At 60.0% G+C, this 26,890-nt stretch carries 23 protein-coding genes; 11 read left to right on the top strand and 12 right to left on the bottom strand.

Annotation, left to right across the window (positions count from 1 at the left end; all coding sequences use genetic code 11):
* Positions 1–63 precede the first annotated feature (63 nt).
* From CCX46_RS24055 to CCX46_RS24040, 4 genes are all read left to right on the top strand, one after another.
* The gene (locus CCX46_RS24055) at positions 64–963 is read left to right on the top strand and encodes a LysR family transcriptional regulator ArgP (protein WP_127929570.1); all 900 of its coding nucleotides are present in this window, start codon (positions 64–66) and stop codon (positions 961–963) included.
* A 95-nt stretch (positions 964–1,058) separates the two neighbouring features.
* A complete protein-coding gene (locus tag CCX46_RS24050; RefSeq protein WP_127929569.1) occupies positions 1,059–2,051 on the top strand; it encodes an NAD-dependent epimerase/dehydratase family protein in 993 nt (330 codons plus the stop codon).
* A gap of 116 nt (positions 2,052–2,167) precedes the next feature.
* Positions 2,168–3,022 carry an ATPase gene (locus CCX46_RS24045; RefSeq protein ID WP_127929568.1) on the top strand — a complete coding sequence of 285 codons (855 nt, stop codon included), beginning with the start codon at positions 2,168–2,170 and terminating at the stop codon, positions 3,020–3,022.
* A 113-nt stretch (positions 3,023–3,135) separates the two neighbouring features.
* On the top strand, positions 3,136–3,984 hold the full coding sequence (locus CCX46_RS24040; RefSeq protein ID WP_127929567.1) for a cache domain-containing protein: 849 nt from the start codon (positions 3,136–3,138) through the stop codon (positions 3,982–3,984).
* A gap of 170 nt (positions 3,985–4,154) precedes the next feature.
* On the opposite strand, the gene CCX46_RS24035 is transcribed toward CCX46_RS24040, so the two are convergent.
* Both CCX46_RS24035 and pobA read right to left on the bottom strand, forming a co-directional pair.
* Positions 4,155–5,672 carry an MDR family MFS transporter gene (locus CCX46_RS24035; RefSeq protein WP_127929566.1) on the bottom strand — a complete coding sequence of 506 codons (1,518 nt, stop codon included), beginning with the start codon at positions 5,670–5,672 and terminating at the stop codon, positions 4,155–4,157.
* Positions 5,673–5,751: 79 nt separating this feature from the next.
* A complete protein-coding gene (pobA, locus tag CCX46_RS24030) occupies positions 5,752–6,936 on the bottom strand; it encodes a 4-hydroxybenzoate 3-monooxygenase (protein WP_177413918.1) in 1,185 nt (394 codons plus the stop codon).
* 186 nt (positions 6,937–7,122) lie between these two features.
* Here pobA and CCX46_RS24025 point away from each other — a divergent pair, with 186 nt between their 5' ends.
* The gene (locus tag CCX46_RS24025; RefSeq protein ID WP_127929564.1) at positions 7,123–8,007 is read left to right on the top strand and encodes a helix-turn-helix domain-containing protein; all 885 of its coding nucleotides are present in this window, start codon (positions 7,123–7,125) and stop codon (positions 8,005–8,007) included.
* Positions 8,008–8,155: 148 nt separating this feature from the next.
* Here CCX46_RS24025 and CCX46_RS30760 read toward each other — a convergent pair whose 3' ends face one another.
* Together CCX46_RS30760 and CCX46_RS24020 are read right to left on the bottom strand one after the other, a co-directional pair.
* Complete coding sequence (locus CCX46_RS30760; protein WP_007912636.1) at positions 8,156–8,332, bottom strand: hypothetical protein; 177 nt, start codon at positions 8,330–8,332, stop codon at positions 8,156–8,158.
* A gap of 217 nt (positions 8,333–8,549) precedes the next feature.
* Positions 8,550–9,455, bottom strand: coding sequence for a LysR family transcriptional regulator (locus tag CCX46_RS24020; RefSeq protein ID WP_202978058.1), 906 nt, complete (start codon positions 9,453–9,455; stop codon positions 8,550–8,552).
* A 114-nt stretch (positions 9,456–9,569) separates the two neighbouring features.
* Here CCX46_RS24020 and CCX46_RS24015 point away from each other — a divergent pair, with 114 nt between their 5' ends.
* A complete protein-coding gene (locus CCX46_RS24015) occupies positions 9,570–10,448 on the top strand; it encodes an MBL fold metallo-hydrolase (protein WP_127929563.1) in 879 nt (292 codons plus the stop codon).
* Between the two features lie 45 nt (positions 10,449–10,493).
* Positions 10,494–11,108, top strand: a complete 615-nt coding sequence (locus CCX46_RS24010; RefSeq protein ID WP_127929562.1) for an NAD(P)-dependent oxidoreductase — start codon at positions 10,494–10,496, stop codon at positions 11,106–11,108.
* A gap of 196 nt (positions 11,109–11,304) precedes the next feature.
* Here CCX46_RS24010 and CCX46_RS24005 read toward each other — a convergent pair whose 3' ends face one another.
* Positions 11,305–12,186, bottom strand: a complete 882-nt coding sequence (locus CCX46_RS24005) for a LysR substrate-binding domain-containing protein (protein ID WP_127929561.1) — start codon at positions 12,184–12,186, stop codon at positions 11,305–11,307.
* 166 nt (positions 12,187–12,352) lie between these two features.
* On the opposite strand from CCX46_RS24005, the gene CCX46_RS24000 reads away from it, so the two are divergent.
* Together CCX46_RS24000 and CCX46_RS23995 are read left to right on the top strand one after the other, a co-directional pair.
* Positions 12,353–13,990, top strand: a complete 1,638-nt coding sequence (locus CCX46_RS24000) for a 5-guanidino-2-oxopentanoate decarboxylase (RefSeq protein ID WP_127929560.1) — start codon at positions 12,353–12,355, stop codon at positions 13,988–13,990.
* A complete protein-coding gene (locus CCX46_RS23995; RefSeq protein ID WP_177413917.1) occupies positions 13,990–15,438 on the top strand; it encodes an aldehyde dehydrogenase family protein in 1,449 nt (482 codons plus the stop codon). Before CCX46_RS24000 ends, CCX46_RS23995 begins: the two co-directional genes overlap by 1 nt.
* A 319-nt stretch (positions 15,439–15,757) precedes the next feature.
* Here CCX46_RS23995 and CCX46_RS23990 read toward each other — a convergent pair whose 3' ends face one another.
* Positions 15,758–16,687 carry an AraC family transcriptional regulator gene (locus CCX46_RS23990; RefSeq protein ID WP_127929558.1) on the bottom strand — a complete coding sequence of 310 codons (930 nt, stop codon included), beginning with the start codon at positions 16,685–16,687 and terminating at the stop codon, positions 15,758–15,760.
* Positions 16,688–17,084: 397 nt separating this feature from the next.
* On the opposite strand from CCX46_RS23990, the gene CCX46_RS23985 reads away from it, so the two are divergent.
* Positions 17,085–17,438, top strand: coding sequence for a putative quinol monooxygenase (locus CCX46_RS23985; RefSeq protein ID WP_127929557.1), 354 nt, complete (start codon positions 17,085–17,087; stop codon positions 17,436–17,438).
* Between the two features lie 43 nt (positions 17,439–17,481).
* Positions 17,482–17,724 carry a hypothetical protein gene (locus CCX46_RS23980; protein WP_038366794.1) on the top strand — a complete coding sequence of 81 codons (243 nt, stop codon included), beginning with the start codon at positions 17,482–17,484 and terminating at the stop codon, positions 17,722–17,724.
* A gap of 4 nt (positions 17,725–17,728) precedes the next feature.
* On the opposite strand, the gene CCX46_RS23975 is transcribed toward CCX46_RS23980, so the two are convergent.
* The 6 genes from CCX46_RS23975 to CCX46_RS23950 all read right to left on the bottom strand — a co-directional run bounded on the left by CCX46_RS23975 (position 17,729) and on the right by CCX46_RS23950 (position 26,726).
* Positions 17,729–18,358 (bottom strand): flavin reductase family protein, encoded by a 630-nt coding sequence (locus CCX46_RS23975; RefSeq protein WP_038366791.1) that lies wholly within the window; start codon positions 18,356–18,358, stop codon positions 17,729–17,731.
* A gap of 275 nt (positions 18,359–18,633) precedes the next feature.
* Positions 18,634–18,909 (bottom strand): hypothetical protein, encoded by a 276-nt coding sequence (locus tag CCX46_RS23970; RefSeq protein ID WP_127929556.1) that lies wholly within the window; start codon positions 18,907–18,909, stop codon positions 18,634–18,636.
* 386 nt (positions 18,910–19,295) lie between these two features.
* Positions 19,296–20,615: an MFS transporter gene (locus CCX46_RS23965; RefSeq protein ID WP_007912608.1), complete on the bottom strand. Its 1,320-nt coding sequence runs from the start codon at positions 20,613–20,615 to the stop codon at positions 19,296–19,298.
* A gap of 384 nt (positions 20,616–20,999) precedes the next feature.
* On the bottom strand, positions 21,000–22,328 hold the full coding sequence (locus CCX46_RS23960; protein WP_127929555.1) for a sigma-54-dependent transcriptional regulator: 1,329 nt from the start codon (positions 22,326–22,328) through the stop codon (positions 21,000–21,002).
* Positions 22,328–24,088, bottom strand: coding sequence for an ATP-binding protein (locus CCX46_RS23955; RefSeq protein ID WP_127929554.1), 1,761 nt, complete (start codon positions 24,086–24,088; stop codon positions 22,328–22,330). Before CCX46_RS23955 ends, CCX46_RS23960 begins: the two co-directional genes overlap by 1 nt.
* A gap of 76 nt (positions 24,089–24,164) precedes the next feature.
* The gene (locus CCX46_RS23950; RefSeq protein WP_238704420.1) at positions 24,165–26,726 is read right to left on the bottom strand and encodes an RHS repeat domain-containing protein; all 2,562 of its coding nucleotides are present in this window, start codon (positions 26,724–26,726) and stop codon (positions 24,165–24,167) included.
* Positions 26,727–26,890 lie beyond the last annotated feature (164 nt).

The raw sequence follows: 26,890 nt of genomic DNA, 5'->3' as shown, positions 1-26,890 counted from the left end.
TATTCTCCGGTCGAAACCTGTATAAGAAAAACCAATAGTGCTGATCGCTCATTAGGAAAACTGATGTTCGACTACAAATTGCTTTCTGCTCTGGCCGCCGTGGTCGAGCAGGCCGGATTCGAACGGGCCGCGCAGGTACTGGGCTTGTCGCAATCGGCGATCTCGCAGCGGATCAAACTGCTCGAAGCGCGGGTCGGCCAGCCGGTGCTGATACGCGGCACGCCGCCGTCGCCGACCGAGATAGGCCGGCGCCTGCTCAACCACGTGCAGCAGGTGCGTTTGCTTGAGCGCGACTTGCAGACCCTGGTGCCGGCCCTGGATGAAGAGGGTTTGCCGGAGCGCCTGCGTATCGCCTTGAATGCCGACAGCCTCGCCACATGGTGGGCCGACGCGGTTGGCGACTTCTGTGCCGACCAGCATTTGTTGCTCGATCTGGTCGTCGAAGACCAGACCGTCGGCCTCAAACGCATGCGCGCTGGCGAAGTGGCCGCATGCCTTTGTGCCAGTGAGCGTCCGGTTGCGGGTGCGCGCAGCGTGTTGCTCGGCGCAATGCGTTATCGCGCGCTGGCCAGCCCGGCGTTTATCGAGCGGCATTTCCCCGACGGCGTTCGTGCCGAACAATTGCCGCGCACGCCAGCGCTGGTGTTCGGCCCGGACGATTTTCTTCAGCATCGCTATCTCGCCTCGCTGGGCGTCGATGGTGGATTCGAACACCATTTGTGCCCGTCCTCGGAAGGTTTTATCCGCCTGACCGAAGCCGGACTCGGCTGGGGGCTGGTGCCGGAACTGCAAGTGCGCGATCAACTGCAACGCGGGGTGTTGCGCGAACTGTTGCCAGATAAACCGATCGACGTGCCGTTGTACTGGCATCATTGGCGCAATGGCGGTCAGTTGCTGGGTTTGCTGACCGAGCAATTAGTGCGCGCTTCAGCGCAATGGCTGGTGCCCTGGAAGCAGCCATGAGCGTCAAGCTGCAAGCGGCAAGTTCAGCGCTGCGCACCGTTTTAAACTTGCAGCTCGAAGCTTGAAGCTCGCAGCTGGTTTCATTGGAGTTTTGCATGAAAATTTTGGTCACCGGCGCAAGCGGCTTCATTGGCGGACGCTTTGCGCGTTTCGCTTTGGAGCAGGGCCTGGACGTGCGGGTCAACGGTCGCCGGGCCGAGAGCGTCGAACATCTGGTGCGCCGTGGTGCCGAGTTTGTGCCCGGCGATCTGACCGATCCCGACCTGGTCCGCGAACTGTGCTCGGACGTCGAAGCCGTGGTGCATTGCGCCGGCGCCGTCGGACTGTGGGGCCGCTATCAGGACTTCCACCAGGGCAACGTGCAGGTCACCGAAAACGTCGTCGAAGCCTGTCTGAAGCAGCGCGTCCGCCGTTTGGTGCATCTGTCGTCGCCATCGATCTATTTCGATGGTCGCGATCACTTCAATCTGACCGAAGAGCAAGTGCCCAAGCGTTTCAAGCATCCTTACGCCGCGACCAAGTACCTGGCCGAGCAAAAGGTCTTCGGTGCCCAGGAATTCGGCCTCGAAACCATCGCCCTGCGCCCGCGTTTCGTCACCGGCGCCGGCGACATGAGCATCTTCCCGCGTCTGCTCAACATGCAGCGCAAGGGCCGTCTGGCGATCATCGGCAATGGCCTGAACAAGGTCGATTTCACCAGTGTGCAGAACCTCAACGAAGCGCTGCTCAGCAGTTTGCTGGCGGCCGGTTCCGCGCTGGGCAAGGCCTACAACATCAGTAACGGCGCGCCGGTTCCGCTGTGGGATGTGGTCAATTACGTGATGCGCAAAATGGAAGTGCCGCAAGTCACCAAGTACCGTTCGTATGGGCTGGCCTACAGCGTCGCAGCGCTCAATGAGGGGGCGTGCAAGCTCTGGCCCGGGCGTCCGGAGCCAACCCTGTCGCGTCTGGGCATGCAAGTAATGAAAAAAAATTTCACCCTCGACATCAGCCGCGCCCGGCATTATCTGGACTACGATCCGACAGTCAGCCTATGGTCGGCGCTGGATGAGTTCTGCGCGTGGTGGAAAGCTCAGGACATCCGTTGAAACGATTCGGCCGGGCGGCAATGAACCGTGTAGCCGCTTGGGGGTCAATCCCTGCGGCTGCGGCGGTTATACTTCGCAGCATTTAGCCATCACCGCGTTTCACAAAGGTTGCCTCAATGTCCATGCGTAATGATGCCCACGACGATTTCGATGATGTCCCGAGCCTGCGTGCCGACGCCTTCGACGACGATGACATTCCGACCACCGCCCGCACCTCCGTACACTCGCGCACGCCGCCGGTGGTCAAGGTCAAGGCCGCCAGCACCGGGCCGCTGTGGGCCTTGGTCGGCGCACTGTTCTTCGCCTTTGTCGGTCTGGCCTGGTGGAGCTTTCAGCAGATTTCGCTGATGGAGCAGCAACTGGTCGCGACCCAGGAAAGCTTCGCGCGAATCAGTGAGGAAGCGGCCGGTCGCTTGCAGGACATTTCCGGCAAGGTTGTCGCCAGCCAGTCCAACGTCACCAGTGACAGCGAGGCTCTGAAGCTGCAAATCAAACAGCTTGAAGGCAAGCTGCTCGATCAGAGCAAACAGCAGCAGGGCGTAGCGGGGCAAGCCAGCGATCTGGACAAACGCCTGGCACAGATGACTGCGCAGACTACTGAACAACAAAACGCCAATACCCAACTGCAAGCGCAGGTCAAAGCGTTGAGCGCGGAATTGGCGACGGTGAAAAGCACGCCGGCCGACACCAGCAAGGTCGACGCGCAGTTGAAAGCCTTCGATGCACAGTTCAAAAGCCTTGGCGCCGATATCGCAGCACTGAAAAAGCAGGGCAATCCAAGCGCGGCGATCGATCGTCTCGAACAGGAAATCGTCGTGCTCAAAAGCGAACAGGACAATCGCCCGGCGGCTCCTCAGGGTGGCGGCAATACCGCCGAGTTCGACGCCTTCCGTGCGCAGATGACCCGCAACATCAACACCCTTCAGGCGCAGATTCAGAATTTGCAGCAGCAGATCAATTCCCGCCCATAAGCTTTGTTGATCAGTGCAGGGGATTCTGTAATCCCCTGCATCATTCTGAATACTCGTACATCACCCCAAGCCGTCTACGCTCTTGAAACACCAACAAGAACGAGGGATGCGCTATGGGGTTTTTGCATAAAGTGGCCTGGCTCGGCGTGATGTTACTGGCCGGTTTCGGCCAGGCCAGCGCCGCCACTGCCGCCAAGGATGACAGTCAGGCCGCCATTGCCTTGCTGGAAAAAGCCTTGGCCTATTACCACGACAATGGCGACAAGGCGTTCGCCGCGTTCAGCCGCCAGGGCGAGTTTGTCGACAAGGATCGCTACGTGTTTGTAGTCGACACCAAAGGCGTGATGCTCGCCAGCGGCGGGCCTTCCTCGGCATTGATCGGCCGTGACGTGAGTGAGGTGCTCGGCCCGGATTTGCAGAAAACCTTCAAAGACGCGTTGAAAGTGCCGGAAGGCAATGGCATCCAGCAGGCCGAATATCGTTGGCAGAACTGGTCCGACGGCAAGGTCGAGCGCAAGCATGTGTTTTATCAACGCATCGGCCAGCGGATTCTGGCGGTGGGTTACTACTTGCCGCGAGCCTCGGCGGAGCAGGCCAAGGCATTGCTCGACAAAGCGGCGACTGATCTGGACAAAGACGAGAAGGGCACGTTGACGGCGATCAACTCGCTCAAGGGCGGCTACTTGCAGGATGACTTGTACGTGTTCGTCGTTGATCTGAATACCCAGCGCTATGTCGCCCACGGCACTAATCTGCGCTTGATCAACACCGACTTCGGCAAGGTCAAGGACCCGGAAGGCAAACCGGTGGGCGAGCCGATTCTGGCGCTGATCGGCAAGCAGGATGAGGGCGAATATGAATACCGCTGGAAAAACCCGGTGACCGGCAAGGTCGAGGACAAGCATGCCTACCTGAAGAAGGCCGGGCATTTCCTTGTCGCCGTGGGTTACTACAGCCCTTGAAGGATGATCGTTCCCACGCTCCGCGTGGGAATGCAGCCCGGGACGCTCTGCGTCCCATCCAAAGCCGAACGCAGAGCGTCCGTTGAGGCATTCCCACGCAGAGCGTGGGAACGATCAACACACCGCTTTCGCGAGCAGGCTCGCTCCCACAGGGTTTTGTGGTGTTGCGGTTATTTGGCGCCATGCTCGCGCCCGCGCAGCAGGTTGTTTGGCATCGCAATCGCCGCTGCCAACCCAAGCAACGACACCGCCGCACTCACCCACAACAAATGCCGGAATGTCACCAGCAACTCCGCACGCAAGGCATTTTGCGCATCGCCCGGCGCGGCGTTCAAACCATCCAGCAAGACGTTGCCCGAATGCCCCTCGCTCATCAGCGAACTGCTCGCCAGATGGGCGAAACTGGAATCCTGCAGCAACGCCAGCAACAGCGCCGACATCAGCGCCACGCCCACCGCGCCGCCGAGAGAGCGAAACAGGTTGGTGGTGCTGGTCGCTACGCCGATGTCGCGTTGTTCCACCGAATTCTGGGTGCCGACCAACGAGGTCGGGAACTGCATGCCGCTGGAAATACCACAGAGCAACATGAACAGACCACTGACCAGCGTCGCCTCCGGTGGGCTGAACGCCATGCCGAAAATCGCGATCGGCATCAGCAGAGCGCCGCTCAGAATCTGTGGTTTGTAACGCCCGGTAATCGACGTGCGCCGGCCAGCGAAAAATGCACCAATCGGCAACCCCATCGCCAATGGCAACAAGTGCAAAGCGGCGCTGTCAGCTCCGGCACCGGTGACGGTCTGAAAGCGCAGCGGCATCAGCACAATCAGCGAAATCGCCTGGAAACTGGTGAAGAAAATCGTGCACCAGCACAGCAGGGCGTTGCGGTTGGCAAACAGGTGCATCGGCAGCAACGGTTCGCGCGCCCGGCGTTCGTGCCAGACAAACAGCGCCAACACCACCACCGCACAAGCGAACAAGCCGAGCACTTCAGCGCTGCGCCACGAATGACCCTGACCGACCTGGGTAATGCCCAACAGCAGGGCGGTCAGGCCGATGATCATCAACAGCGTGCCGAGGTAGTCGATGATCGGTTTGCGTTGCGGAATCGGCAGCCCGCGCAGATTGCGTCGCGCCACCCACCAGGCACCGAGGCCCAGCGGCAGGTTGATCAGAAACACCCAGCGCCACGACAGGTATTCGGTCATGTAACCGCCGAGCACCGGGCCGGCGACACTGGCCACGGCGTACATGCTGCTGAAGTAACCCTGATAACGCCCGCGTTCCCGCGGCGGCACGATGTCGCCGATGATCGCCTGACTCACCGAAATCATCCCGCCGGCGCCGATGCCCTGAAGGATCCGCGCCAGCACCAGTTGCTCCATGCTCTGCGCCATGCCGCAAAACAGCGAGGCAAGGGTGAACAGGCCCATGCCGAACAACATCAGTTTGCGCCGCCCGTACAAGTCACCGAGCTTGCCGTAGATCGGCACCGCCACGGTCATCGCGACCATGTACCCGGAAATCACCCAGGCCAGCAGGCTGACGTCCTTGAACTGCGCAGAAATGGCCGGCATCGATACAGCAACGATGGTCTGATCCAGCGCGCCGAGAAATATCGCCATCATCAACGCGACCAGCACGCTGCGAATGGCCGGTTTGGGCGTTTCGGGGTGATTGAGATTGGTCACGGGCGAGCCTGCGGGCAGTGATGGACCCGCGCGGCTATTGCGCGCGGGTTGATGCTCGCCAGTGTAAGTCGGTAGGAAGCTATTCGATAGCCTCGTACGGAAGTCCGACATAATTTTCTGCAATGGTTTTTCGCCCTGCCTCTGAACTGACAAAGTAGTCCAGTTCCGAGGCGCTGATGCGCTGGCTGAAGTCATCGTGATCGTCGAAGCGGTGCAGCATCGAAGTCATCCACCAGGAAAAGCGCTCAGCTTTCCACACTCGGCGCAGGCAGATTTCCGAGTATTTCTCCAGCAGATCGGTGCGCCCGTCGCGGTAAACCTTCAGCAGAATATTGAACAGCGTACTCACGTCACTGGCGGCCAGGTTCAAACCCTTGGCGCCGGTAGGCGGGACGATATGCGCTGCATCGCCGACCAGAAACATCCGCCCGTACTGCATCGGCTCGACGACGAAACTGCGCAGCGGCGCGATGCTTTTTTCAATAGACGGGCCGGTAACCAGTTTCTCGGCGAGCTCCACTGGCAGGCGATTTTTCAATTCATCCCAGAAGCGCTGGTCGCTCCAGTCATCGACGTTTTCATCCGCCGGCACTTGCAGGTAATAGCGGGTGCGGGTGGCCGAACGCATGCTGCACAGGGCGAAGCCGCGTTCATGGCGGGCATAGACCAACTCGTCATGCACCGGCGGGGTGTCGGCGAGAATCCCCAGCCAGCCAAACGGATAAACCCGCTCGAACACCTTCAGGCTATCGGCCGGAATCGACTGCCGGGCTACACCATGGAAACCGTCGCAGCCGGCGATGTAGTCGCAATCGACGCGAAAGGTTTCGCCGTCCTTTTCAAAGGTGACAAACGCCTCGTCGCTTTTCATGCCATGAGGAACGACATTGCTCGCCTGGTAAATCGTCGGCGCGCCGGCCTCCCGACGAGCGGCCATCAGGTCGCGAGTCACTTCGGTCTGGCCGTAGATCATCACGGTCTTGCCGCCGGTCAGCGCGTGCAGATCGATGTGCACTTGACGCCCGTCCAAAGCCAGATCGAAACCGCCATGCACCAACCCTTCGGCGTCCATGCGCTGACTCACGCCAGCCTGACGCAACAGCTCTACCATGCCTTGTTCAAGCACCCCGGCGCGGATGCGACCGAGGACATAATCGGGGGTCTGACGTTCGAGGATGAGGGTGTCGATACCGGCGTTGTGCAACAACTGGCCGAGGAGCAATCCGGACGGACCGGCGCCGATGATGGCGACTTGGGTTTTCAGCGTTTTCATTGTTTTTATGACTCGCAAGCTTCACGCGGCCAAGACCGGTGAATGATTTTTATGGATCGAGTGCTTGCATTTTTCCCTTGCGGGTCTGTCAATTGAAGGTGAAAACTGAGCCGATACCTGTACATTCTGCCAATCGGTGCGATTATCGCCCACAACCCCGAGGCCTGGATTGAAGTGATGAACAAGCCTGAGCTGCCTTCGATTCCAGTGTTCAAGCTCTACGGTGAAAGCCTGGACTGGCCGACCCCTGACTTGCTGCACTGTGAAACCATTTCCTCCCGCAGTCGCGAACACGAGTGGGAAATCAAACCCCACCGCCATGCTGATTTGTGCCAGTTACTCTTCGTCTTCAAAGGTCAGGCAGAGCTTGAGATCGAAGGGCAACGCACGCAACTCCAGACCCCGGCGATTCAAGTGCTGCCACCGTTATCGGTGCACGGCTTTCGTTTTTCCGAAGACGTCGAAGGGTTCATCGTTACCCTCGCCACGCCGCTGATCAACCACTTGCAGGCGCAACTGGGCGATTCGGTACATGCGCTGGCCAGCGCGCAAAACTACCCGGCAGGCAACGACGGCGATTACCTCAACAGCCTGTTCTCGGCGTTGCAGGCCGAATACAACGGTCATCAACCGGCGCGGGAAATGCTCATGCATTCGCTGGTCAGCGTGATCATGGTCTGGGTCAGCCGGCAGGCGATCGTGCGCCACAAAGCCAGTCAGCGGCCGCAGCGTCAGCGCGAATACCTCAATGGCTTTATTCAGTTGGTCGAGGAGACTTATCGCCAGCACGTCAAGGTCGAAGACCTCGCGCATCGACTGGGGATTTCGGTATCGCACCTCAACGGCACCTGCCGTGAGCTGGCCGGGCAACCGGCGTTGCAGATCATGCATGAACGGCAGTTATTGGAGGCCAAGCGCTTGCTGACGTACACCAGCATGACGATTTACGAGATGTCGGAGTTGTTGGGGTTTTCCGATCCGACCAACTTCACGCGGCTGTTCCGGCGCCGGGTGGGGATCTCGCCAAAGGCTTTCCGCGACAGCCTCAAGGCCGAACATTAATCTCATAACCGCCGCAAAAACTGTGGGAGCGAGCCTGCTCGCGAATGCGGTGTATCAGTCACTATTGATGGTGATTGGCACACTGCATTCGTCGGATCGCCGCCCGGAGCCGGCTCGCTCCCACAGGATCACATTCCAGCCAGACAAATCAGCGCAATGCGTTCAGCGTGGCATTGTGCGGAATACAGCGTTCGAAATTGCAGCTCGCATACTCGCGCGGTAACTGGCGCAGCTGTTCGACCCGCCAGGCAGCGGTGCCGTACAGCGCCAGCGTGGCGGCGCAGGTAATGAAAATCGCGACGTACCTTCTTGTTTTGATGTTCATGGCGTAGACCTCTGAACGCATACCCTGCGGTATTACTTTCAGCATAGGTCAGCGGTGGGGAGTTGCCAGCGAGTGTGCTTGAGCTTGTAACCCGCCATTCAGCACATCGATAGCCACTGTGGGAGCGAGCCTGCTCGCGAAAGCGTCCGTTCAGCCAACCTTTCAGTAACTGAGACACCGCTATCGCGAGCAGGCGAAGGCCTACAGGGGATCGGGTTTACAGGCCGATATCCCATTCGGGATTTTCCGGAAATCTGAGCACCAGAAAATCCAGCATGCTGCGCAACGCTGCCGGCATGTGTTTGCGCGAGGCGTACACCGCGTAGATGCTCATCTGCCGCGGCTCCGCATGGGGCAGCAGTCGAACCAGTTCACCGCTGTGAATATGCACCCCGGCCTGATACGTCGGCAGCATCGCCACTCCCGCACCCGCCAGTGTCGCGCGCAGCAACGTGCTGGCTTCGTTGGCGCTGATATTGCCCTGCACCGGCACCGAAACCGGTTCGCCATCTTCCTCGAAATGCCACAGGCTCTTGCCGAAATACGAGTGCGTCAGACAGTTGTGTCGGCTCAATTCCTCAACCCGCAAAGGCGCCGCTTGCTCCTGCAGATAAGCCGGCGCGGCACACACCACCGAACGACAAACGGTCAGGCGTCGGGCGATCAGGTTGGGGTCGAGATCGTTACTGGTACGAATCGCCAGATCGATCCGTTCATCCACCAGATTCACCGTGCGATCGAGCATTTGCAGATCGATGCTGACACCGGGGTAACGCTTGACGTACGCAGCCATCGCATCGGCCAGTTGCGCCTGGCCGAACGAGGTGCTGACGCTGATCCGCAGCAAGCCGCGCGGGGCATCGTGGGGTTCGCTGACGGCGGCCTGCATGTCCGTCGACAGTTCAAGCATCTGCCGGCAGCGCGGCAGAATTTCACTGCCGGCGGCGGTCAGGCTCAATTTACGCGTGGTGCGGTGCATCAGGCGTGCGCCGACCCAGTCTTCCAGCTCTGCCAGATAACGCGAAACCACGGGGCGCGAAAGGTCCAGATGATCGGCCGCTGCCGACTGGCTGCCCAGATCCACCACGGTGACAAACACCCGCATTGCTTGGAGACGATCCATGATTTGCCCGCTTTCAGAAACAAACTATGTTCAAGCATCGCATTTTTTGCACCGAGTCAGGCAACTAAGCTCTGTCCCATCGCCAGACACGGCATTCGGATACCGGAGCAACAGATGATCGGCTTCACCACACTCAAACGCGTTCTGCTCGCCAGCGCTTCCCTGGGTTTCGCCGCGCATGCCGCCGCAGCCAACTTGACCCTCGACGTTTACAACCCGGGAACCAACGCGATTTTTCCGGTGACCTCGGTGCTGGTCAGCGGCGAGAAAGACGCGATCCTCGTTGATGCACAATTCGGCAAATCCCAGGCTGAACAGGTGGTGGAAAAGATCCGCGCCAGCGGCAAGCACCTGACCACCATTTACATCAGCCATGGTGACCCGGATTACTACTTCGGCCTCGATACCCTGACCCAAGCCTTCCCGGACGCCAAGGTGCTGGCGTCGCAGCCGACCGTCGACCACATCAATAAAACCGTCGCCGGCAAACTGGCCTTCTGGGGCCCGAAAATGGGCGCCGACGTTCCGGCGAAAACCATCGTGCCGGGTGTGCTCAAGGGCGACAGCCTGATGCTCGAAGGGGAGAAATTGCAGGTGGTCGGCCTCGAAGGCAAGCAGCCGGATCGCAGTTTTGTGTGGATTCCGTCGCTCAAAGCCGTGGTCGGTGGCGTGGTCGTCGCCGAGAACATTCACGTGTGGATGGCCGACACCCAGACCGTGCAATCCCACGCCGACTGGCTGGAAACCCTGCACTCGATCGAAACCCTCAAGCCGAACACCGTGGTGCCAGGCCATTACCTCGGCAACAGCAGCCGTTCGCTGGCCAGCGTGAAGTTCACTGCCGACTACATCAAGGCGTTCGACGCTGAAACCGCCAAGGCCAAAGACTCCGCCGCACTGATCGCCGCGATGAAAAAACGCTACCCGAAACTGGGTGAAGAAAGCTCGCTGGAGCTGAGCGCGAAAGTCGCCAAGGGCGAAATGAAGTGGTAAGCCGATTCTGAAAACGCAGCACTCTCAAGCCAACTGGAGAATGTCATGAGCAAGATCGCAATCATTGGTGCCACCGGCCGTGCCGGTAGCCAACTGCTGGAAGAAGCCCTGCGTCGTGGCCATAGCGTAACCGCTATCGCCCGCGATACCTCGAAGATCGGCGCGCGTGCCGGTGTGGTCAGCAAGAATGTCGATGTGCTGGATTCGGCCGCGTTGCAGGGCGCAGTGGTCGGTCACGACGTGGTGATCACCGCTGCGCATTTCGCCACCGTGCCTGCGAGCGCTATTGTTGGGCCAGTGAAGCAGGCGGGAGTGAAGCGTCTGTTGGTGGTGGGTGGTGCCGGTTCGTTGTTGTTGCCGGACGACACGCGAGTGATCGACAGTGCGGGTTTCCCGGCGGAGTACAAAGCGGAAGCCAGTGCTGGTGCGGCATTTCTTGAGGCGTTGCGTCAGGAGCAGGATCTGGACTGGACCTTCCTGTCGCCGTCGGCAGAGTTTGTCGAAGGGGAGCGCACGGGGAGTTTCCGTGTCGGCGAGGATCATTTGCTGGTGAGTGCCGAGGGGCGTAGCTGGATTACTTTTGCTGATTACGCGATTGCGCTGATCGACGAAGTGGAAACGCCGAAGCATTCGCGTCAGCGGTTTACTGTCGGGTATTGAATTAAATCTTTACCCTCACCCCAGCCCTCTCCCGGAGGGAGAGGGGGCCGACCGAGGTGTCTGGCGCTGTACATCGACCTGAAAAATCCAGTCGATTATGGATTCAAAACCAATCGTTCAGTTCGCTGAACCTCTTCAATATCCCCCGGTCAGTCCCCTCTCCCTCTGGGAGAGGGTTAGGGTGAGGGAAACAGCCTCACCGCAAATGCGCCTGCTCAACCAACCAGATCATCAATTCCTCAAGCGGCGGCGATGCCTCGATCCCCGGCGGCACCACCACGTAATACGCCAGCCCCGTCTTCACCTTCAACTCAAACGGCATCACCAGCCGCCCCGCGCGCAAGTCATCACCAATCAACGACCAATCCCCGATCGCCACCCCCGTCCCGTGCGACGCCATCGACATGGCTTGATCCAGCGTTTCGAAATGCTGGCCGCTGCCGATGTTGTTCAGCCGCAGCTCAGCGGCGTTGAGCCACACCGACCAATCCTGAATATCGTGAGTGGGGTGCAGCAGCAGATGCTGTTGCAGATCCGCCGGTGAATTCAGCGCTGGCGAGCCCTTAAGCAAAACCGGTGAACAGACCGGTGTCAGCTGCTCGTCGAACAGGTGCAACGCGCCCGGCGAGTTATCGGGAGGCGCGCCGTAGATCACCGCGGCATCGAATTGCTCGCGCTGAAAGTCCACGCCGTGTTGCAGCGAGGCGGTGAGTTTTACCGGCACATCCGGGCGTTCTTTTTGCCATTGCAGCAAGCGCGGCAGCAGCCAGCGCATCACGCAACTGGGCGCCTTGAGTTGCAGGGTTTCGCGCTGCAGGCCGATTTGCTCGGTGGCTTCGCTGATCAGGCCGAAGACTTTTTCCACACGCGGCAGCCATTCACGTCCTTCGGCGGTCAGCGCCAGGCCACGGGCCAGACGGATGAACAGCGGATAACCGAGATGCGCTTCCAGCCCGGCGATCTGCCGGCTCACTGCGCCCTGGGTGATGTGCAACTGCTCGGCGGCGCGGGTGAAGTTGCAGCACTGCGCGGTGATCAGAAAGGTGTGCAGGGCGGGCAGGGGAGGCAGGCGTTTCATGGGGATCCAAGGCATGACGTGAGGACATGGCTAGTATGACTTTTAATCGATTGTTGCCGCTACCTGCCGACCGTTCCAATGAAGTCATTCCACGGTCCCTGTGGGAGCGAGCAGGCTCGCTCCCACATTGGTTCTGTGTCTTCAGCGAACAAGAAGGGCAATCGACATGGCGACGTGTGGCGAAGTACTGGTCAAGTTACTCGAAGGTTACGGGGTCAAGCAGGTGTTCGGCATTCCTGGCGTACATACCGTGGAGCTGTATCGTGGGCTGGCGCGTTCGAGCATTCGTCACGTCACGCCTCGGCATGAGCAGGGCGCCGGTTTCATGGCTGACGGCTACGCGCGCACCGCTGGCAAACCGGGCGTGTGCTTCATCATCACCGGGCCAGGCATGACCAACATCACCACGGCGATGGGCCAGGCGTATGCCGATTCGATCCCGATGCTGGTGATCTCCAGTGTGCAATCTCGCAGTCAGTTGGGCGGTGGGCGCGGCAAGCTGCACGAATTGCCGAACCAGAGTGCACTGGTCGCAGGTGTTGCGGCGTTCTCGCATACCTTGATGTCCGCCGCCGAATTGCCGGTGGTGCTGGCGCGTGCTTTTGCGTTGTTCCAGGCCGGCCGTCCACGTCCGGTGCACATCGAAATTCCGTTGGACGTGCTGGTCGAAAACGCCGATGAATTGCTCGCCAGCGTACCGGTCAATATCGACCGCGCCGGCGCTGCGCCAGCGGCCGTCAAATGCATGAGCGAGCTGCTGGCTGAAGCCAGACGTCCGCTGATTCTGGCTGGCGGCGGTGCCATTGACGCAGCGCCGGAATTGACTCGACTCGCCGAGTTGCTCGGCGCTCCGGTGGCGCTGACCATCAACGCCAAAGGCATGCTGCCGGGCAACCATCCGCTGCTGATCGGCTCGACTCAAACGCTGGTTGCCACCCGCGCGCTGGTGGCTGATGCCGACGTGGTTTTGGCCATCGGCACGGAGTTGGCCGAGACCGATTACGACGTTACTTTCGCGGGCGGTTTCGAGATTCCCGGCAAGCTGCTGCGTATCGACATCGACGCCGATCAGACCGTGCGCAACTATCCGCCGCACCTGGCGCTGGTGGCCGATGCGCGCAACGCCGTGCAGGCCTTGCTGGATGCGCTGTCGCAGGAAAAACTCGGTGAGCGCAGCAGCGATTGGGGCCAGGCTCGTGCCGGCAAACTGCGCGCCGAACTGGCCGCGAGCTGGGACGCGCCGACCCTCGCGCAAACCCGCTTCCTCGACACCGTACTCGAAGAGCTGCCCAACGCCGTGTTCGTCGGCGACTCGACGCAACCGGTGTATACCGGCAACCTGACGTTCAACCCGGATCACCCGCGCCGCTGGTTCAACGCTTCGACCGGCTACGGCACACTCGGCTACGCCTTGCCGGCGGCGATTGGCGCCTGGCTAGGCGGTAAAACCGACCAAGGCGCGCGGCCACCGGTGGTGTGCCTGATCGGCGACGGTGGCCTGCAATTTACTCTGCCGGAACTGGCCAGCGCCGTCGAAGCGCGGGTGCCGGTGATCGTCCTGCTGTGGAATAACCAGGGCTACGAAGAGATCAAGAAGTACATGGTCAACCGTGCCATCGAGCCGGTCGGCGTGGACATCTACACCCCGGATTTCGTCGCTGTGGCGAAGGGCCTCGGCTGCGCGGCTGAAGCGATCAGCAGCATCGAACAACTGCGCAGCGCGCTGCGTTGTGCGAGCGATCGTCAGGGCCCGACCTTGATTGAAATCGACCAGAGCCAATGGATGAAGGCGGTGGCGCAATGATCAGTTTCCCGACCACACTCGACGGCCTCTACATCAACGGTCAATGGTCGGCCGGCCGCGAACATCTGCGGGTGATCAACCCGGCCACCGAAGCGCTGCTGACCACGGTCAATGGCGGTGACGAGCAAGCAGTCGATCAAGCCGTCGCGGCCGCCAGCGAAGCGTTCAAAAACTGGTCGCAAACCAGCGGTGCCGAACGCGGGGCGATCCTGCGCAACATCGCCAATGGTGTGCGCAATGGTCGCGAGCACTTGATGAACCTGCAATCGAGCAACAACGGCAAACCGCAGTTCGAAGCGGCCATCGACGTCGACGATGTCATCGCCACGTTCGAGTATTACGCCGAACTCGCCGAAGGCCTCGACGCCAGACAGGACAGCAACGTGCCGCTGCCCAGCGATGATTTCAGCGCACGTCTGCGCCGCGAACCGTGCGGAGTGGTCGGGCTGATCGTGCCGTGGAATTTCCCGATGGTCACTACGGCGTGGAAACTCGCGCCGGCCCTCGCCGCCGGTTGCTGCGTGGTGCTGAAACCGTCGGAAGTCACGCCGCTGCCGGAGCTGGAACTGGCGGCAATCATCGCGGAATCGGGTCTGCCAAACGGCGTGTTCAATCTTGTCTGCGGCACTGGGCTGGCGGTCGGTGCGCCATTGTCGGCGGATCCGCGTATCGCCAAGATATCCTTTACCGGCAGCAATGCGGTCGGCGTGCAGGTGATGCAGCGTGCGGCGGAAACGGTGAAGGGCGTCAGCCTGGAGTTGGGCGGTAAATCTTCGCTGCTGGTGTTGGCGGATGCTGATCTCGATCTGGCGGTCGAGCTAGCTTGTGGCGGCGCGTTTTTCAATGCCGGGCAGATGTGTTCGGCGACCAGTCGTGTGCTGGTGGCTGATGAGCTGGAAGAGCAATTCCTCGGTCGCTTGCAGAAACGTGCGCAGGCCATTCGTGTGGCCGATCCGTTCGATGCGGAGGTGGAAATGGGTGCGCTGGTCAATCAGGCGCAGTACCAGCGAGTGCTTGGGTACATCGATCGTGGCTTGAGCGCGGGTGCGCGATTGATCTGCGGCGGCAATCGCCCGGCGGAACTGCCGCGCGGCTATTTCTTGCAGCCGACAGTGTTTACCGATGTGCCGCTGGACAGCGCGCTGTGGTGTGAAGAAATTTTCGGGCCGGTGTTGTGTGTGCGCAGTTTCACCACTGAAGCACAGGCGATTGCCTTGGCCAATGACACGCGGTTTGGTTTGGTAGCCAGTGTGGTGACGAACGATGCCGCTGCGGCGGACCGCGTGGCCAATGCCTTGCAGGCGGGGATGGTATGGATCAATGCACCGCAAGTGATATTCCCGCAGGCGGCGTGGGGCGGGTACAAGCAGAGCAGCATTGGTCGTGAGTTAGGGCCTTGGGGGTTGGCGGCGTTTCAGGAGCTCAAGCATGTGATTCGGGCGGTGTAAAAGCCGACCCTCACCCCAGCCCTCTCCCGGAGGGAGAGGGAGCCGACCGAGGTGTCTGGCGCTGTCCATCGACCTGAAAAATCCAGTCGATTATGGATTGGTCAAAGCACTTGGAAAGCCGACCCTCACCTCAGCCCTCTCCCGGTGGGAGAGGGGGCCGACCGCGGTGTCCGGCGATGTTCGCCGATGTTCGCCGACCTGAAAAATCGAGTTGATTATGGATTCAAAGCGAATCGTTCAAGTCGGTGAACCTCTCCAATATTCCCCATTCAGTCCCCTCTCCCTCCGGGAGAGGGCTAGGGTGAGGGGCTTCTAACGGTCACACCGAAAGCCGCAACCGCGCCAAATCCCTTAACGGCGGCGCACCAAACAGCCGGCTGTATTCACGGCTGAACTGCGACGGACTCTCATACCCCACCCGATACCCCGCCGCCGACGCCTCAAGCCCTTCGGCCAGCATCAAACGCCGCGCTTCCTGCAAACGCAACTGCTTCTGATACTGCAGCGGACTCATCGCCGTCATCGCTTTGAAGCGGTGATGCAAGGTCGACACGCTGAGGTTCACTTCTTTCGCCAGATCATCAATGCGCAATGGCTGTTCAAAATTGCCGTTCAACCATTTGATCGCCTGACTGATGCGATGGCTCTGACTGTTGGCAATCGCGATTTCATACAAACGATGCCCCTGCGGACTGCGCAGCAGGCGATAAAGAATCTCCCGGCGAATCAGCGGCGCGAGCATGGCGATGTCTTTCGGCGCATCGAGCAGGCGCGCCAGACGCAACACGGCATCGAGCATGGAACTGTCGATCTGCTCGACATACAAACCACGCCCGGTCGGCCGGGTCGGCACGCCCATGGGGCCAGCGTCGGCGATCAGTGCGGTGATTTCTGTCGGGTCGATATCCAGGCGCACGGCGAGGATCGGTTCTTCCGGTGAGACATTGACCACGCGCCCGCTCAACGGCATCGAAACCGACACCACCAGATAATTCAGCGGGTCGTAATTGAAGTACTCATCGGCCAGCCGCACCTCTTTGCGTCCCTGCGCCATGATGCACAGCGCCGGTTGCGCGAGCACCGGGGCAAAGTCGTGGGATTTTGTGTGGCGCGACATGAACAGCGAGCCGATGGCGGTCTCGTAGCTGCCATCGTCAGTTGTGTTGCGGCGGATGATCGCCGCCAGTTCCGCGCGCTGTTTTTCCATGTCAGCGCTGGGTTCGGCTTGAAAACGATCGAATGACGTCATGCACGGCATCCTCGGCAGGGGAGGTGGAATGGAGCAGAGCATATGTTTGTGCAAGCGCCAGCGGTAGACACATCCTGCGAAATGCTTGCCTGATTCTGCCCCGGGGTGTTTCCGCGCCTGTCGCGATCCAACCCTGTAGGAGCTGCCGAAGGCTGCGATCTGTTGATCTTCAAGGCGAAATCAAAAGATCGCAGCCTTCGACAGCTCCTACACAAAACGCGCATGACAGACGTGTGACGCAGTTTTACAGGTTGTTACAGGTTCTGGATGCAGTCTCGCAGGATTGTGCAACGCGGCGGCAGGAATCGACTAACGGCAGAGTTCACGTGGCCCTTAACCTTTGATCCTGTCGCAGCCCGTCCCCCGGCTGCCACGCGACTCCCTGGGAGGGTTGAACATGTCCAAGCAGATTCCCGTCAGTCATATGGCCTTCGTTCGAGCGCGCGCCGGGCGTTCGGCGGAACTCGGTGTACGCCTGAGCGCGTTGATCGATCCGTCCCGCGCCGCCCCCGGTTGCCTGAGCTTTGCCTTGCAGCATTCGCAGTGTGATCCCGAGTTGTGGCTGATCTCCGGGTTCTGGAGCAGTCAGCAAATGATGACCAACTATTTCAACAGCCCGTCGATGGAAATCTTCGCCGAGCTGGTGCAGGAACTGGTGGTCAACAGCCTCGACTTCCACACCTTCAAGGACGTATCGGCGGCGCAAGCCCTCGGTCAATGCCCGGCACCGGTACACAAACTCGTCGGTTGAGGGTTTAATGTCCGGCTTATTTGTCTGAGCCGGGATGTGTGACATGGCACGTAAAGAGTTCGAACACTTCGAAGCAGTTTCCGCAGTCGTCCCCGTCGAGTTGGGTGGCAACAAGGGCTATCACGCGGCAATCGCGGTCAAGGCCCTGGTCGATGGCGGTGCACCACGCTTTCACAAGCTGCTGAATGATCAGGTCTTCCCCGGTGCTATCGCCGCCGACGAGGCTGCCATCAATGAACTGGATAACCTCAAAGGCGTCACTGAAGACGCCGAGTTGATCTGGTAACGCGTTACTTGTTGGCGCCCGGACGCCACATCTTGAACAGGGCCTCAGGCCCCAGCTGGAAGTAATCCGCCGGCCCGCCGCCGCGCAGAATCGGTTCTGCCGCGGCGGTGTCGTAGATGCCGTCCTTCAACAGCCACTTGGCGATGTGCACGGCGACGACTTCGCCGAGGATCAGCCAGCTCGGCACCGTCTCGCCATCGGCACGCTGCAATTGAATGATCTGTGTGACCTTGCACTCGAAGGACACCGGGCTTTCGGCGACCCGTGGCACCGAAATCACTTTTGACGCAACGGTCGTCAATCCCGCCAATTCAAACTCGTTGACCTGCGGCGCGACCATCGCGCAGCTCTGGTTCATCTGCTCGGCCAGCGGGCGGGTGGCGAGGTTCCAGACGAACTCGCCGGTCTGCTCGATGTTGTTCAGGCTGTCTTTGCGCCCGACGCTGGAGAAACCAATGATCGGCGGAATGTAGTTGAAGGCGTTGAAGAAACTGTACGGCGCCAGGTTCAACTGGCCGTTGGCATCCTGTGAAGAAATCCAGCCGATCGGGCGCGGACCGACGATGGCGTTGAACGGATCGTGGGGCAGACCGTGGCCGTTGGCGGGTTCGTAGAAGTGGATGTCATCGGGCATGGTGGGTGATCCTGGAGAGTGCTGAGTCAGGTGGCCAATAGTGCAAGTACACGCCGCATATTTCCAGCCAGACACCGATATTCCAAGCTATGAAATTCCCCTGTGGGAGCGAGCCTGCTCGCGAAAGCGTCGGGTCAGTTGCATTGATATCGCCTGACACGACGTCTTCGCGAGCAGGCTCGCTCCCACAGGGTTTGATGTGAACTCAGGAGATTGTCATCCCCCAGAAATGACTAAGCCCGGCCGAAGCCGGGCTGTGAGAGGACTGCTGATACTTAGCTGATAGCCGCGGCAGTGCCGGTTTTATCGAAGCCGTCAGCCGCGACCGTTTTACCCAGGTTGGTTTTGTCGAAACCATCGGCAGCAACAGCTTTGCCAATATTGGTTTTATCAAAACCGTCAGCGGCATAAGTGCCGGTGTGGCTGGTTTTGATGGCGGCGCTGGCGCCGTTGATGAAGTCGGCGGATTTGGTTTTGTCCGAGCCGTCGGCGGCGAAGGTGTTGGCGGCCAGTACGGAAAGGGTCAGGGCGAGGATCAGTTTGGTTTTCATGTCGGTTACTCCAGATTCGTTGGCGAGTGTGTCTTGCATGTGTTTAATGCTACGCCAACTAAATTGATTGAAAAGCGCAAAATAATGCTAAAAACAATCGATTAACTTGATATTAAGGGCGGCGCATTGAATTCGCTTTCGTCGTCGAAGCGAGCGTCGCGCAGGTCATCGATCAGGTGATTGCACAATGAAGGGGCAGCATTAATTAGCGATTAATCGCTTGGCGGCGGATGTGAGGAATTATTTATTCATGCAGGTCTGGATAACGCGGTGACCCCAATCGCGAGCAGGCTCACTCCTGCATTTGGAATGTTTTCCCCTGTAGGAGTGAGCCTGCTCGCGATAGGGCCAGAACAGCCACCATTGCAGTGGCTGTAAAAACCCGATCAGTCGGTGACGATACGAGAATGCTTCTGGGTGTCCTTCATGGTGATGTACACCAGCAGCGACACCGCAATGCACGCCGTCACATACCAGTAGTAACCGGTTTCCATGCCGATGCTCTTGAACCACAGCGCGATGTATTCAGCGGTACCGCCGAAGATCGACACGGTCAGTGCGTACGGCAGGCCAACGCCCAGGGCGCGGATTTCAGTCGGGAACAGCTCGGCTTTCACCACGGCGTTGATCGAGGTGTAGCCGCTGACGATGATCAGCGCCGCCATGATCAGGAAGAATGCGCCCCACCAGGTCTGGATGGTGTGCAGGGTCATCAGGATCGGCACGGTGAAGATCGTCCCCAGTACACCGAAGGCGATCAGGATCGGACGACGACCGATCTTGTCCGACAGGCCACCGATGATCGGTTGCAGGCACATGAACAGGAACAGCGTGGCGGCAGAAATGGTGGTCGAGTCGGAGATGCTCATGCCGACCGTGTTCACCAGATACTTCTGCATGTAGGTGGTGTAGGTGTAGAACGCCAGGGTGCCGCCCATGGTCAGGCCGACCACGGTCAACAGCTCTTTGGGGTGGCGCATCAAGGTGCGCATCGCGCTTTCCTTGGACTTTTCTTTCTTGGTGAACGACTCGGTTTCTTCCATGCCGCGACGCAGGTACAGCGCCACGACCGCACACAGCGCACCGATGGCGAACGGAATACGCCAGCCCCACGCGTACAGCTGTTCAGTGGTCAGCACGTTCTGCAGCACGATCAGTACGCCGAGGGCGATGAGCTGGCCGGAGATCAGGGTCACGTACTGGAAGCTGGAGAAGAAGCCGCGACGTTCCTTGGTCGCCATCTCCGACAGATAGGTCGCCGAGGTGCCGTATTCGCCACCGACCGACAGGCCTTGCAGCAGACGCGCGAACACCAGCAGGATCGGCGCGCCGATGCCGATGGTTTCGTAGTTCGGGCTGAGGGCGATCAGCAACGAGCCGAAGCACATCAGGTAGACCGAGGCCATCAGGGCTTTTTTGCGTCCGACCTTGTCGGCGTACATGCCCATCAGCCAGCCACCGATCGGGCGCATCAGAAAGCCGACGGCGAAAATCGCAGCGGTGTTCATCAGTTGGGCGGTGGTGGAACCGGCAGGGAAGAAGGTTTTCGCGAAGTACAGGGAGAAGGCGGCATACACATACCAGTCGTACCACTCGACCATGTTGCCGACGGAACCGCTGAAGATCGATTTGATCCGGCTGGCGGTGGTTCTTTCTTTGGCGGGCACGGCAGCCGACCCAAGAGGCAGGGCGTTGGAGTTATCCATTGAAGGATCCTTCGTTTAATTGTTTTTGTGGAGCGCGTAGAAACGCAGCCTGCGAGGGCTATAGCAGGAGGTGTGCCAACGGGGGGAGGGCCGGTTTAGAGGGGATGGCAGACCTGACTGAGCGGGATATCGCCGAAGGATCTGGTTTGATGAGCGGATTTCCGCTTATTGGGGCTGAGATCAAAAGCCCCTCACCCTAGCCCTCTCCCGGGGGGAGAGGGGACTGACCGAGTGGATTATTCGAGGTCCACCGACTTGAGATATCGAGTCGAACTCAGGTTTTGAACAGCCCAAAGATCGGCTCCCTTCCCCCTCGCCCCCTTGGGGGAGAGGGCTGGGGTGAGGGGGATGGATTTCAGCCACACCAAAAATTCCGACCCTGCCTCACTCAGCCAAAAACATCTCCCGACTCAACCCATGCCGCTGCATCTTTTCATTGAACGTGCGGCGCGGCAGTTGCAGTTCTTCAAGCACCGCTTTCACGTCCCCCTTGTGCCGGGTCAGCGCGGCACGCAAACACTGCGCCTCAAACGCCTCCTGCTGCGCCGCCAGCGATTGCCCCGGATCGATCCCCGGTGCCGGCTCGTCCAGCCCCAACACCTGGCGTTCGGCAACGTTCGCCAGTTCGCGCACGTTGCCCGGCCAGTCGTGGCTGAGCAGATGACTCAACTGCGCGCCACTCAAGGGTGGAAAGGTACGCCCCAAGCGTTCAGCGGCATTGTGGGCGAAGGTTTCGAACAGCAACGGAATGTCTTCACGACGATCGCGCAACGGCGGCAAGCGCAGCTCGGCGACGTTCAGGCGATAGGCCAGATCCTCGCGAAACCGCCCGGCCCGAGCCTCGTCGAGCAGATCCGGTTTGGTCGCCGCAACAATCCGCAGATCGACACGAATGCTCTGGTTCGAACCCAGCCGTTCAAGCTTCTGCTCCTGCAATACGCGCAGCAGTTTCACTTGTTGGGCCAGCGGCATGCTTTCGATTTCATCCAGAAACAAGGTGCCGCCATCGGCGTACTCCAGCTTGCCGATGCGCTTGCCCGAGGCACCGGTAAACGCGCCGCTCTCGTGACCGAACAGCTCGGCCTCGAACAGCTGCTCAGGGATCGCCGCGCAGTTCAGCGCCACGAACGGTTTGTCCGCTCGGGGGCCAAAATCATGCAGGCAACGCGCGACCAGTTCCTTGCCGCTACCGGTTTCACCACGGATCAACACGTTGACCGGCAGCGTCGCCAGATCCAGCACCTGCCGGCGCAACGTCTGTAAACCACGGGAGACGCCGAGCAGGGTCGCATCGAGTTTCGCGCGGTTATCGGCCTGCTCGTGCAGGGCGCGGTTCTCCAGAATCAGCCGGCGCTTATCCAGCGCTCGACGCAAGCTGCCGAGCAGGGTTTCCGGGCTGAACGGTTTTTCCAGAAAGTCGTAGGCACCGTCGCGCATCGCTTCGACGGCCATCGGTACATCGCCATGACCGGTGAGCAGGATCACCGGCAGATCGGCATCGCGTTTCTGCACTTCGGCCAACAGCGCCAGGCCACCCATGCCGGGCATGCGCACATCGCTGAGGATCACCCCGGCAAAGTGCGCGGGCAGGGCGGCGAGGCAGTCTTCGGCGCGGCTGAACAGTTGAACTTCGAACCCGGACAGGCTCAGCCACTGCTCGACGGCGCTGCGAATGCTGCTTTCGTCATCGACCACCATTACCGAGTTAAGCATCAGATGTGTGCCTCCAGATCGATCGGCAAAGTCAGGCTGAACACCGCGCCGCTGTCGCCATTCTCGGCGCTCAGACGGCCGCCGGATTCATGCACGATGGCGAAGGATACCGCCAACCCGAGGCCCAGGCCGTCGCCCACCGGTTTGGTGGTGAAGAACGGATCGAACACCTGGCCCAGATGATCTTCGGCGATGCCGCCGCCATTGTCGCTGACGCTCAGACGCCACAGTTGCTCATCGGCTTCCAGACGGATCTCCAGACGTTTGCACGCTTTGCCCTGCATCGCATCAAGGGCGTTGCGCAGCAGGTTGATCAGCACCTGTTCGAGACGAATCGCATCGCCGCGCACCCACGCCGGACGGGTCAGGTGCAACACCAGACTGACCTGTTCGTCGCGCAGCCGCGCATCGAGCAACTGCAGAGATTGATCGACCACCGTCGCCAGATCCAGCCGCTCGCGCAAGCCGCTGGGACTTTTGCGCGCGAAGGTTTTAAGGTGGCCGGTGAGGGCAGCCATGCGCGTGAGCATGTCATCCACCGGTTTCAAGGCTTTATAGGCATCGTCGACGCGGCCATGGTCGAGCAGCAGGCGCAGAGTCGCCAGTTGCATGCGCTGGGCGGTCAGCGGCTGATTGATTTCGTGGGCCAGCGCGGCGGACATCTGACCGAGCGCGGCGAGTTTGGCCGATTGCACCAGACCGTCCTGCGCGGTGCGCAAGTCGCGGGTGCGTTCTTCCACCAACTGCTCCAGTTCCTCGCGGTTGCGCTGGCGGATTTTCGACAGGCGCCAGCGCTGGTTGAGAAACAGCAACAGAAACACCAGTGCCAGCCACACCCCGGCGGCGGCGAGGCCGGCGTTGCGCAGATCTTCGAAGGCCACTTGCGGATGACGCAGCAGGTGCAGGGTCCAGCCTTCGGCGCTCAGGGGCAGTGACTCCCATAGATAATCCGCCGTGCCTTGCGGGCCTTCGACACGGCGCAGATCACTGTTGTCATCGAAGCGGCGCAGCGACAAGTGGGTCAGGGGCACCAGCGATTGTTTGTCGTATTGACGCGTGGCCTTGATCTCGGCCATGTCACTGGCACTCAACGGCCGCAGCGCGCGATAGCGCCAGCCGGGTTGGTTGGCGATGAAGATGATGCCGCGCGCGTCGCTGACCAGCAGCGTGTCATTGCCCTGACTCCACTCCCGCTCCAGTTCGGGGAATTCCAGCTTGACCACCATCGCGCCGAGGAACTCGTCGTTGTCGCCAAGCACCGCGCTGGAGAGGAAATAACCAGGAATGCCGCTGGTCACGCCCACGGCATAAAAACGCCCGGTGCCCTGGGTGCGGGTCTGGCTGAAATAGGGACGGAAGCCATAGTTGTGGCCGACGTAACTGCTCGGCAGACGCCAATTGCTGGCGGCCACGGCGAGGCCGGTGTGATCGAGCAGTTCAAGGGTCGAGGATTGTGCCGCACCGTTGATCTTCTCGAGCTTCAGGTTCAGCGCCGCCTGTTCGTCGGCATCGACCGCTCCGGCCAGCGCCGCGCGCAATTGCGGGTCCAGCGCCAGCACGGCGGGCAGGGCGCGATAGCGGTCGATCAGGGTGTGCAGGGAATTGGCGTACAGCGCCAGTTGCTGGTTGGCGCGGGCCGCATCCTCCTCCAGCGCCTGACGTTCGGCGTGGCGGATCGCAAGCGTAGCGGCAAGCGCCGCGCCGGCGATGATCAGCAGGGTATACAACGACAGACGCAAGGTACGGGAAGTCGGCAGCATGCTGGGCGCAGGGATAAGGACGGGCAGGCACCTTACCATGTGCACTGTTGAGGCCAAGAGCCGTGTCGTCACCTTTTCATACGGCAGTAAAACTGGACGAGTTGGAATGAAGCACTGTTCGCAGGTTTCGAAGCGTTTTTATTCGAGTTCCGGTTTCGCGTTCAATGCGTTCAATGCGTTTAGTGGTGTCAGAGAAACTCATGGCCTTGACCTTTTCGATTAAATGTTCCGAGCCACGCTGCAGCATATTTATCGTGCCGATAATGTCGGCATCCAATGCTGTCACCTCATCCTCGGTAAGATCAATTGCGCTGGTTGCTATTTCACTCAAGAGATCGAGGGTATCCGGAATGACCTTGATGGCCGGCCCGACGTAGGGGATCTTGCCCGCCCCTGCCAGCGCCAATTCCTTGCCAGCTACGATAGCGCCCTGTTTGATCTCTTGCCGTCCTGCGGGTTTGAGCGGGTTGTAAGTAGCCAAAGACTTAATGTTAACCACGGGGCCTTGTTCTGCTTCTGTTTGCTTGATCAGCTTGTCTCCTTTCAATCGATCCGGTTGCAGGCTGATGGCGGTGTTCAAACCGGTATGTTTGCCGATTGCTTTCGTAGTTTTACTCACGGTTTTTCCGACCACGAAACCAAGTGCCCCGCCGATCAGCATTCCGAGAGGGCCGGCGGGGATTCCCAGTGTTACCCCGGCCGCGCTCAAGCCTATGCTTACCGCGTTGGATGCACCCTTTTCCGCAAGGAAAAAACCTGTTCTTTTCGCTGTTGATACTCTGCTGTTGGTCTCGGAACGATGATTGAGTATTTGAGTGGTGACATCCCTGACCGCCAGATCGACGGCTGAAAGCAGCTCGTTATGGAAGGCCAGTTTCTTCTGCATACGCTCTCTGGGAGTGTTTCCGGTAATAAATGCCAGAACTCCTCCGTTAGACGATTGGGCTTCCTCCGTTTTGTTGCCTGTCGAATCGAAGTAAGTCACGGGGTTGTTGAGCACAAAACCGTACAGATTCAACCCATCGATATCGCCCGCCGGATCCGCACTGACCCAGCGTTGCAACCAAGGTGCGTAATAGCGTGCGCCGTAGTAATACATACCGCTGAGGTCCATCTCTTTGCCCGAATAGCGAATGAACTTGTAGCTGACTTCAATTTTCGAGGGCGCGGTCAACCACGCCGTGGCACCGAACGGGTAGTAACCTTCCTCGCTGACCAGTTGTGCCTGTTGGTCGAGTTCCATCACGCAGGAACCGAGGTGATCTTCGAGGCTGTAACGCAATTGATCGGTGTCGGTGCCTTTGGGTTTTCTCTCTGCCCAATGCAGGCAGCGGGCATTGCCGAGGGTGATGACGTGCAGTTCTTCACCGTTGTCGCGGGTGCGGATTTCCAGGCCCGGCAGGTAGCGCACCTGATGAAAGTGTTCGGCAGTGGGGGTATGAAATTCGTGGCGTTTGTACACGCGCACACCCTGACTGTAGCGGTAACACTCGGCATCATTCGGTCCGCCTTCGCGCTGGATCAGGATCACGCTTTCCAGCTCGTCGCGGGCATTCCAGAGCAGCGGTTTGCCGGGGTGCATCGCCTTTTGATTTCCGTGGCGATCGAACAGATCGTCGAACACCGGTTCCGGTGCGCCTGTTTTCCAGGGCACCCCGCGATTACTGTTCAGGTCGATGCGCATTTGCCGGGTGGAGTTGTGGCCCTCTCTGACATGGCACAGTTCGATCAGGTTGCCACCGTTATCGTATTGATAGGTCTGGGTGTAGTTGAGGCGATCGCCAGGGGTGCCCGGTTGCGGCAGGCCGGGAATGTCCGGCGGCGGGGCGTCGTCGTAACCGGTGGCGCTGGTCAGTCGGTAGAGCGAGTCGTAAGTGAAATCGCGGTGACCGTCGATCAGCTGGTTGGCGAAGTAGCGCGGCTGAAAAGTGTGGTCTTCGATGCGGGTGATGTTGCCGACAGGGTCGTAAAAATATTCGAAATCCTGCCGCACAGCGCCGCTGCCCTTGCGACTGGACTGGGTGTGCAAGCGGCCGTCGGCCAGGTCGTACGTCCACTGACTGCGCACCTGGTTGCCGGCCAGTTGTTCGATGATCTGGTCGGCGGCGTTGTACTGCGCGTCGAGCAGCACCGCGTGCCAATCGGTCTTGTCGTTGATTTGCAGGTGCGTTTGCCTGAGCTGTCCGGCCAGACCGTAGCGCAACTGTTGTCGGTGTCCGCTGGCGTCAGTCTGCTCCTGCACGAGGCCGAGGGGGCTGAAGACGCGGCGGGTGGTGAAGGCCTTGGCGTCGTGGAAGGTACGGGTTTCTTCCAATGGCTCGCCGATCAGGGCAAAGCTGGTCATGTGCAGGGTGCCGCCGGGGTCTGTCTGTTCGAGGAGCTGGCCGCGCAAGTTGTGCAGCGCATCGGCGCCAGCGTCGCCGTATATGAAGGTTTCGACGTCAGCGATGCCATTTTCTTCAACTGTCAGCCTGCGCAATTGCTCGTCGAAAGTCATGACCCAGTGATGCCAGCGCGCGTCCCAACGCTGAAGCGACTCGCCGGCCAGCCCTGGCAGCACCACACGCCAGCCGCTATCCACGTTGTCGATAAGCACCGCATTGCCATTCAACGAATAAACAGTTGCCGTGTTAGCCATGGACAAGCGCGGGTCCCGTTGCGTGATCAGACGCCCGGCTGAATCGTGTCCCTGGCAGGTCACCAGGGTGCTTGACGTGTTACCTGTCACGCTACGCAAGTACGCGACCTTGCGGACTGGCAGGCCTCGTCCGTCAATCCCTGTCAGGGAGGGCGTGCGTGCGT

Origin of the sequence: Pseudomonas sp. RU47, assembly GCF_004011755.1 — a bacterium.
Lineage (GTDB): Bacteria > Pseudomonadota > Gammaproteobacteria > Pseudomonadales > Pseudomonadaceae > Aquipseudomonas.
The sequence above is the reverse complement of the archived record's forward strand: the minus strand, read 5'-3'. Positions and strand labels throughout refer to the sequence as shown.

Excerpts from the sequence above, each read along its gene's own strand:
- CCX46_RS23950 (WP_238704420.1), bottom strand. The coding sequence starts at position 26,726 with ATGGCTAACACGGCAACTGTTTATTCGTTGAATGGCAATGCGGTGCTT.
- CCX46_RS24020 (WP_202978058.1), bottom strand. The coding sequence starts at position 9,455 with ATGGATCGTCTCCAAGCAATGCGGGTGTTTGTCACCGTGGTGGATCTG.
- CCX46_RS30760 (WP_007912636.1), bottom strand. The coding sequence starts at position 8,332 with ATGAACATCAAAACAAGAAGGTACGTCGCGATTTTCATTACCTGCGCC.
- CCX46_RS23960 (WP_127929555.1), bottom strand. The coding sequence starts at position 22,328 with ATGCTTAACTCGGTAATGGTGGTCGATGACGAAAGCAGCATTCGCAGC.
- CCX46_RS24040 (WP_127929567.1), top strand. The coding sequence starts at position 3,136 with ATGGGGTTTTTGCATAAAGTGGCCTGGCTCGGCGTGATGTTACTGGCC.
- CCX46_RS23955 (WP_127929554.1), bottom strand. The coding sequence starts at position 24,088 with ATGCTGCCGACTTCCCGTACCTTGCGTCTGTCGTTGTATACCCTGCTG.
- CCX46_RS24005 (WP_127929561.1), bottom strand. The coding sequence starts at position 12,186 with ATGAAACGCCTGCCTCCCCTGCCCGCCCTGCACACCTTTCTGATCACC.
- CCX46_RS23975 (WP_038366791.1), bottom strand. The coding sequence starts at position 18,358 with ATGCCCGATGACATCCACTTCTACGAACCCGCCAACGGCCACGGTCTG.
- CCX46_RS23985 (WP_127929557.1), top strand. The coding sequence starts at position 17,085 with ATGTCCAAGCAGATTCCCGTCAGTCATATGGCCTTCGTTCGAGCGCGC.
- CCX46_RS24050 (WP_127929569.1), top strand. The coding sequence starts at position 1,059 with ATGAAAATTTTGGTCACCGGCGCAAGCGGCTTCATTGGCGGACGCTTT.
- CCX46_RS24000 (WP_127929560.1), top strand. The coding sequence starts at position 12,353 with ATGGCGACGTGTGGCGAAGTACTGGTCAAGTTACTCGAAGGTTACGGG.
- CCX46_RS24055 (WP_127929570.1), top strand. The coding sequence starts at position 64 with ATGTTCGACTACAAATTGCTTTCTGCTCTGGCCGCCGTGGTCGAGCAG.
- CCX46_RS24045 (WP_127929568.1), top strand. The coding sequence starts at position 2,168 with ATGTCCATGCGTAATGATGCCCACGACGATTTCGATGATGTCCCGAGC.
- CCX46_RS24025 (WP_127929564.1), top strand. The coding sequence starts at position 7,123 with ATGAACAAGCCTGAGCTGCCTTCGATTCCAGTGTTCAAGCTCTACGGT.
- CCX46_RS24015 (WP_127929563.1), top strand. The coding sequence starts at position 9,570 with ATGATCGGCTTCACCACACTCAAACGCGTTCTGCTCGCCAGCGCTTCC.
- CCX46_RS23990 (WP_127929558.1), bottom strand. The coding sequence starts at position 16,687 with ATGACGTCATTCGATCGTTTTCAAGCCGAACCCAGCGCTGACATGGAA.
- CCX46_RS23980 (WP_038366794.1), top strand. The coding sequence starts at position 17,482 with ATGGCACGTAAAGAGTTCGAACACTTCGAAGCAGTTTCCGCAGTCGTC.
- CCX46_RS23965 (WP_007912608.1), bottom strand. The coding sequence starts at position 20,615 with ATGGATAACTCCAACGCCCTGCCTCTTGGGTCGGCTGCCGTGCCCGCC.
- CCX46_RS23970 (WP_127929556.1), bottom strand. The coding sequence starts at position 18,909 with ATGAAAACCAAACTGATCCTCGCCCTGACCCTTTCCGTACTGGCCGCC.
- CCX46_RS24010 (WP_127929562.1), top strand. The coding sequence starts at position 10,494 with ATGAGCAAGATCGCAATCATTGGTGCCACCGGCCGTGCCGGTAGCCAA.